This is a genomic window from Acidimicrobiales bacterium, from assembly GCA_036270875.1.
Taxonomy (GTDB): Bacteria; Actinomycetota; Acidimicrobiia; order Acidimicrobiales; family AC-9; genus AC-9.
The window spans coordinates 1-6900 of record DATBBR010000072.1; the positions used below are offsets into that span (position 1 = coordinate 1).

Sequence of the window (6900 nt, forward strand, 5' to 3'; positions counted from 1 at the left end):
GTGAAAGGCGCTCCAGCCGAACGCCGGCGCTTCCTCGACGATGCCCTGGTGGCGCTCCACCCTCGCCACGACGGGACGCGCAGCGATCTGGAACGGGCGTTGCGTCAGCGAGCCAGCCTGCTCAAGCAGGGTGGACCACAGCCCGACGCAGGCACGGTCGCCGCGCTCGACGTCTGGGACGCCAAGTTGGCCGAGATCGGCGAGACATTGGCGGCGGCCCGCGCCCAACTGAGCCTCGAGCTGGAGCCGGCTGTGGCCAAGTCGTATGGCCGTCTGGCGGGCGAAGACGGCGCGGTGGCCCTGACGTACCGCCGGTCCTGGGACGGCGACCTGGCCGAGGCGCTCGGTCAGGCGCGGAACGAGGACCTGCGACGGGGTACCACGAGCGTCGGTCCCCATCGCGACGACCTGATCCTGGAATTGTCTGGTCTTCCCGCCCGCTCGCATGCGTCACAGGGCGAGCAGCGGACGCTGGCCCTGGCGCTCCGCCTTGCCGTGCACGGCATCGTCACCGACGCCGTCGGAAGTCCGCCCGTGCTCCTCCTGGATGACGTGTTCTCTGAGCTGGACGCCGCCCGCAGCGCTGCGGTCGTCGCCCATCTTCCGGGAGCTCAGGCCCTGCTGACCACCGTCTCGTCACCCCCACCGGGCGTGACGCCAGCCCGCGTCCTGCAGGTCTCACCGGGGACGGTCGGCTCATGAGGGTCGAAATGGGCGAGGTGCGCCGATGACGTGGCGCCCACTTCCACGCCCGCCGGGGGAGGATCATCCCCACGAGATCGCCAGGTCGCTCGACCAGGTCGCTCGGGGCATCGGCGCTCCACCGGCCGACGCCCTGGCGGTCGTTTTCTCGCGGTGGGAGGACGTGGTGGGGGCGGCGGTCGCTGCCCACTCCCGCCCAATTTCGCTCCGACACTCGACCCTGGTGGTCTCGGTCGATCACCCCGCCTGGGCCACCCAGTTGAAGTACCTGGGGTCCGCGATACTGGGCAAGATCACCGAGGCCGTGGGCCACGAAGTGGCTTCCCGCTTGGAGGTGCGGGTCAGGTCCAAGTGACCGGAGCTGTCACCCCTCTCTGGTAGAATTGAAGCCAGTTCAGGGCTTCTGACCTGCAGGTTCTGGTGGCCCTAACTCAATCCGTGACCGTGTTGGAAAGGCCCGCGCCCGTGGCGCTGAAGCAGAACGCCGAGACCACCAAGCCATCGTCGTCGTACGGGGCCAGGGACATCACCGTGCTCGAGGGGCTCGAGCCGGTGCGCAAGCGGCCGGGCATGTACATCGGGTCCACCGGACCGAGCGGGCTCCATCACCTCATCTGGGAGGTCGTCGACAACTCGGTGGACGAGGCGATGGCCGGAGAGGCCACGCGGATCGACGTCACGCTCCTGGCCGACGGCGGGTGCCGGGTGGCGGACAACGGGCGGGGCATCCCCACCGAGCCGCACCACCAGTACCCCCGCAAGTCGACCGCTGAGGTCGTGCTCACCATGCTCCACGCCGGCGGCAAGTTCGGTGGGAGCGGCTACAAGGTGTCCGGTGGGCTGCACGGTGTGGGCGTCTCGGTCGTGAACGCCCTCTCCCGCCGTCTCGTGCTCGAGATCGACCGGGACGGCCAGCGCCACCGGATGGAGTTTGCCAACGGCGGCAAGCCCAAGGGCAAGCTGGAGGTCGTGGGCCCGTCGCCACGGGGCCGACGGGGGACGATCGTCACGTTCTGGCCCGACGCTTCGGTGTTCGAGGAGACCGAGTTCAGGGCCACGACGGTCGTCGAGCGCCTTCAAGTGATGGCGTTCCTCAACCGGGCCCTGGAGATCCGCTTTCGCGACGAGCGGCCGGGCCACACCCAGGACGTCGTCTACCGCTACACGGGCGGGATCACCGACTACGTCCGCCATCTCAACGCCTCGAAGGAGGCGCTGTTCAAGAAGGTCGGGGCCTACGCCCAGGAGGAGGCCCACCAGGAGGTCGAAGTGGCCCTCCAGTGGAACACCGGCTTCTACGAGAGCATCCACTCGTTCGCCAACGGCATCGAGACGAGCGAAGGAGGGATGCACGAGGAGGGCTTCAAGAAGGCCCTGACCAACGTGCTCAACAAGTACGCCCGGGCCAAGAACCAGCTCAAGGAGAAGGACGACAACCTTCTCGGCGAGGACATCCGCGAGGGGTTGACCGCCATCCTCACCGTGCGCCTCCGGGACCCGCAGTTCGAGGGACAGACCAAGGCCAAGCTCGGCAACGTGTCCGTCCGTTCACTGGTGGAGCGGGCGACCAACGAGAAGCTGGCCGAGTGGCTGGAGGAGAACCCGCGCGAAGCGCACCAGATCGTGCAGAAGTCGACGATCGCCGCTCGAGCCCGCGTGGCCGCCCGCCAGGCGCGGGACCTGACCCGGCGCAAGACGGCGCTCGAGGGCGCCGGTCTGCCGGGCAAGCTGGTCGACTGCTCCTCCCGCGATCCCCGAGAGTCGGAGCTGTTCATCGTCGAGGGGAACAGCGCCGGGGGCTCGGCCAAGGACGCTCGTAATCCACGGACCCAGGCCATCCTCCCCATCAGGGGCAAGATCCTGAACGTCGAGCGCGCTCGGGTCGACAAGATGCTCCGCAACGCCGAGATCCAGGCGCTGATCGCCGCCATCGGCGCCGGTCTGGCCGAGGACTTCGACGAGTCGAAGGTCCGCTACGACAAGATCATCATCCTGGCTGACGCCGACGTCGACGGATCGCACATCAGGACGCTGCTGCTGACGTTCTTCTTCCGCCAGATGAGCGACCTGGTCGAGAAGGGCCACGTCTATGTGGCCCAGCCGCCGCTGTACTCCACCCTCGTGGGCAAGGAGAAGGTCTACCTCAAGGACGATCTGGCCAAGGCCCGGTTCCTCACCGAGCGCCCGGATCACAAGGCCGACTTCCAGCGGCTCAAGGGCCTCGGGGAGATGGACTTCGGCGAGCTGAAGGAGACCACCATGGACCCGGCCAAGCGGTCTCTCCTCCAGATCGGACTGGAGCAGGCGGCGATCGCCGACGAGGTGTGCTCGATCCTCATGGGTGATGACGTCGAGCTGCGCCGTCATTTCATCCAGACCAACGCAAAGGACGTTCGCTTCCTCGACATCTAAGGGGGGCGGAGAGCACATGAGTGACACGACGATGGATGGTGGCGGCGGCGACGGTGAGCTGAGCTTCGCTGCCATCGAGCCGATCGACATCCAGGAGGAGATGGAGCGCTCGTTCCTCGAGTACTCCATGTCCGTCATCGTCTCGAGGGCCCTGCCCGACGCTCGGGACGGCTTGAAGCCGGTACACCGCCGCATCCTCTACGGGATGTACGAACAGGGACTGCGGCCCGACCGCCCGCACGCCAAGTGCGCCCGTGTCGTCGGCGAGGTGATGGGCAAGTTCCACCCTCACGGTGAGGGCGCCATCTACGACGCCCTGGCCCGCATGGTGCAGGACTTCAGCCTCCGTCACCCGCTGATCGACGGGCATGGGAACTTCGGCTCGCCCGATCCCGACACCGGCCCCGCTGCCATGCGCTACACGGAGTGCCGGCTGGCGCCCCTCGCCCTGCAGCTCATGGCCGGCATCGACGAGGAGACCGTCGACCTCGGGACCAACTACGACGGGACCGAGTCCGAGCCGATCGTCCTGCCCTCACGCTTTCCCAACCTCCTGGTCAACGGGTCACAGGGGATCGCCGTCGGCATGGCCACCAACATCCCGCCGCACAACCTGGGCGAGGTCATCGACGCCACGGTGCACCTGCTGGAGCATCCCGACGCCACGGTCGACGAGCTGATGCGGTTCGTGCAGGGCCCCGACTTCCCGACCGGGGCCCAGATCCTGGGCCGGGCGGGGATCCTCGACGCCTACCGGACGGGGCGGGGGTCCATCAAGCTGCGGGCCGTGGCCGAGATCGAGCAGACCAAGAGCGGCGACCGCATCGTCGTGACCGAGATCCCCTACCAGACGTCGATCGAGGTCATCGAGCGCAAGATCGCCGAGCTGGTCAACGGGCGGGAGCTCGAGGGGATCCGGAGCACCCAGAACGATTCCGCCGGCCGTCAGGCCCGCTTCGTCATCGATCTGAAGCGGGATGCCAACCCCATGGTCGTGCTCAACAACCTGTACAAGCACACGCCGATGCAGACCAGCTTCGGCGTCAACGTGCTGGCGCTGGTCGACGGCGTGCCCCGCACTCTGGACCTGGCCCAGGCCCTGAGTGCGTACATCGCCCATCAGGTCGAGGTGATCACCCGCCGGTCGCAGTACCGGCTGGACAAGGCCAAGGCTCGGGCCCACATCGTCGAGGGCCTGCTCCGCTGCCTCGACCAGCTCGACGCCGTCATCGCCCTCATCCGGGGCTCGGCGGACCGCCCTGCGGCCCGTCAGGGCCTGATGGCGGCTCCGTTCGAGTTCAGCGAGATCCAGGCCAACCACATCCTGGACATGACCCTGGGCCGGCTGACGCGCCTGGGCCGGAGCGAGCTCGAAGAGGAGATGGCCCGGTTGCGGGAGACCATCGCCGAGCTCGAGGCGATCCTCGGGGATCCGGCGCGCCTGCGCCAGGTGATCAAGGACGAGCTGACCGAGATCAAGGGGACGTTCGCCCAGCCCCGCCGGTCCCGGATCATCCTCGATCCGGGCGAGCTCGGGGCTGAGGACCTCATCGAGGACGAGGAGCTCGTCGTCACGATGACCAAGGCCGGCTACGTCAAGTCGGTGCCCGTGGGGGCCTTCCGGACCCAGGGGCGCGGCGGCCGGGGGATCCAGGGGGCCCGCCTCAAGGAGGAGGACATCGTCAGCCACGTGGTTTACACCACGTCCCACGCCTACCTGCTGTTTTTCTCCAACCGGGGCCGGGTGTACCGGCTCAAGGGCCACGAGGTGCCCATGAAGGAGCGGACGGCGCGGGGCACCGCCATCGTGAACCTCCTGCCCCTTGCCCCCGGCGAGCGGATCCAGGCTATCGTCGAGACCCGCGATTACGACACAGGCCGCTTTCTGATCTTCGCCACCCGGCTGGGGCAGGTGAAGAAGACCCTCTTGTCGGAATATGACAAGTCCCGCCGGGAGGGCTTCATCGCCATCAATCTCCGGGACGACGATGAGCTCGTGCGGGTGGTGCAGACCAGTAACGGTGAGGATCTCTTCATGGTGAGCCGTAACGGCATGACGATCCGCTTCGGTGAGGACGAGGTGCGGCCGATGGGACGGGATGCCGCGGGAGTGCGCGGGATGCGCCTGCGCCAGGGCGACGAGGTGGTGTCCCTCGACGTGGCCAGCGACGAGGCCGACATCCTGATGGTCACCGACGTCGGGTACGGCAAGCGGACGAAGCTGGACCGGTTCCACCGGCAGGCCCGGGGGGGTCAAGGGGTCCGGGGTATCCGGCTGACGGCCCGCCGGGGGTACGTGTCGGCCGCCTTCATGGTCGGCCTGGACGACGAGATCCTCCTGGTCTCCTCGGCGGGGGTCACGATCCGCACCGCGGTGCGCGAGATCGCCTCCCAGGGCAGGGACGCCACCGGAGTGAGAGTCATGAGCCTGGACGCGGGTCAGTCCGTCGCCTCGGTCGCCCGCGTCCTGTCTCCGGTGGAGGTGGGATAGCGGTCATGGCCAGGGTGGAAGAGGTCCCCAAGTCAGACGGTGACTCCGGGCAAGATCGTCCGGCGGCTGCCCCCCCGCCCTGGCCCGGCACCCCTCCGGCGCCGCCCGGGACCCCGCCGAAGGCGTCCGGGCGCCCGCCCCGTCCTCCCATCACCCTGTCCCCTCGGCGGGACGGCCCATCGCCGGCCCGGATGGTGGGGCGGACGGTCGTGAAGATCGACACCCGGACGGTCTTCGTGGTGTCCCTGCTCTTCTACCTGTGCGGCCTGGTGGTGGTGCTCGTGGCCGGCGTCGTGCTGTGGATCGTGGCGACGCTCGTCGGGGGGATCAACAGCGTCAACCATTTCGTCGAGCAGTTGTTCGGCTACAAGTCCTTCAACCTCATCGGGTTCCGCGTGCTCCTCGTGACCATCCTGGCCGGGGTGGTCCTGACCTTGCTCGGGACCTTGGTCAACGTGATCATCGCCGCCGTGTTCAACCTGGTCAGTGACGTCGTCGGCGGGGTGCGGATCGCCGTCGTGGAGGAGAAATCCGAGCGCCAGCCGCTGGTGTAGCGTCGGCTCTCTGTCGGGGGCTATAGCTCAGCCGGTTAGAGCGCAGCACTGATAATGCTGAGGTCGCTGGTTCGATTCCAGCTAGCCCCACTCCCTGAGCCCCAGTCCCTGAAATCTCTCGTAGCGGGCTCGTTGGGCGGTCGCGATGAGTCGGGCCGCCTCGTAGCGTCTTCACCAGCATGCCGTACGCCGACGTCAACGGGCTCCACGTCTACTACGAGCAGCGCGGCGAGGGCCCGCCGCTCGTGCTGCTCCACGGCGGCCTGACCACCCTCGAGCTCAGCTTCGGAGTGGTCATGCCCCTCCTGGCCGAGCACCACCGGGTGATCGCCGTCGAGCTCCAGGGCCACGGCCGTACGGCCGACATCGACCGGCCCATGGCCTTCGAGCATCTCGCCACCGACGTGGTGGGCCTGCTCGACCACCTCGGCATCGAACGGACCGACGTCTTCGGGTTCAGCAACGGTGGGCTCACGACCTACGAGCTGCTCGTGCACCACCCGAGTCGGGTGCGGCGGGCAGTGGTGGCCTCAGCCGACCACCGCAACGACCGGGGAGGCGAGGTCGACCCCGACCGGCTCCCCACGGAAGCCGACTTCGCCGGCATGCGCGACGCCTACGCGGCGAAGGTGGGCGCTGCTTGATTACCTCGGAGCAGACGGCGTAATTCGGGAGGGCCTCGACTAGGCCAACACGGGGATGACCACGCCGAAGTTGAGCTCGATGGTGACCAGGCCGCCG

Annotated in this window: 6 protein-coding genes and 1 tRNA gene; all 7 read left to right on the forward strand. The window is 68.1% G+C overall.

Going from position 1 to position 6900, the window contains the following annotated elements; translation table 11 throughout:
* On the forward strand, nt 1–702 hold a 702-nt coding region (recF, locus tag VH112_08400; protein HEX4540253.1), incomplete at its 5' end, for a DNA replication and repair protein RecF.
* A 25-nt stretch (nt 703–727) separates the two neighbouring features.
* Complete coding sequence (locus tag VH112_08405; GenBank protein ID HEX4540254.1) at nt 728–1057, forward strand: DUF721 domain-containing protein; 330 nt, start codon at nt 728–730, stop codon at nt 1055–1057.
* 110 nt (nt 1058–1167) lie between these two features.
* Nucleotides 1168–3114, forward strand: coding sequence for a DNA topoisomerase (ATP-hydrolyzing) subunit B (gene gyrB / locus VH112_08410; GenBank protein HEX4540255.1), 1947 nt, complete (start codon nt 1168–1170; stop codon nt 3112–3114).
* 16 nt (nt 3115–3130) lie between these two features.
* Complete coding sequence (gene gyrA / locus VH112_08415; protein HEX4540256.1) at nt 3131–5605, forward strand: DNA gyrase subunit A; 2475 nt, start codon at nt 3131–3133, stop codon at nt 5603–5605.
* Nucleotides 5606–5796: 191 nt separating this feature from the next.
* On the forward strand, nt 5797–6159 hold the full coding sequence (locus VH112_08420) for a DUF3566 domain-containing protein (protein ID HEX4540257.1): 363 nt from the start codon (nt 5797–5799) through the stop codon (nt 6157–6159).
* Nucleotides 6160–6175: 16 nt separating this feature from the next.
* Nucleotides 6176–6249: transfer RNA gene (locus VH112_08425), tRNA-Ile, on the forward strand.
* An 89-nt stretch (nt 6250–6338) separates the two neighbouring features.
* Entirely contained in the window at nt 6339–6803 is a 465-nt protein-coding gene (locus tag VH112_08430) for an alpha/beta fold hydrolase (GenBank protein ID HEX4540258.1), read from the forward strand.
* Nucleotides 6804–6900: the final 97 nt, after the last annotated feature.

Bases quoted from the DNA above. Each gene is read 5' to 3' on its own strand.
- VH112_08405 (HEX4540254.1), top strand. From the start codon at position 728: ATGACGTGGCGCCCACTTCCACGCCCGCCGGGGGAGGATCATCCCCAC.
- gyrA (HEX4540256.1), top strand. From the start codon at position 3,131: ATGAGTGACACGACGATGGATGGTGGCGGCGGCGACGGTGAGCTGAGC.
- VH112_08420 (HEX4540257.1), top strand. From the start codon at position 5,797: ATGGTGGGGCGGACGGTCGTGAAGATCGACACCCGGACGGTCTTCGTG.
- VH112_08430 (HEX4540258.1), top strand. From the start codon at position 6,339: ATGCCGTACGCCGACGTCAACGGGCTCCACGTCTACTACGAGCAGCGC.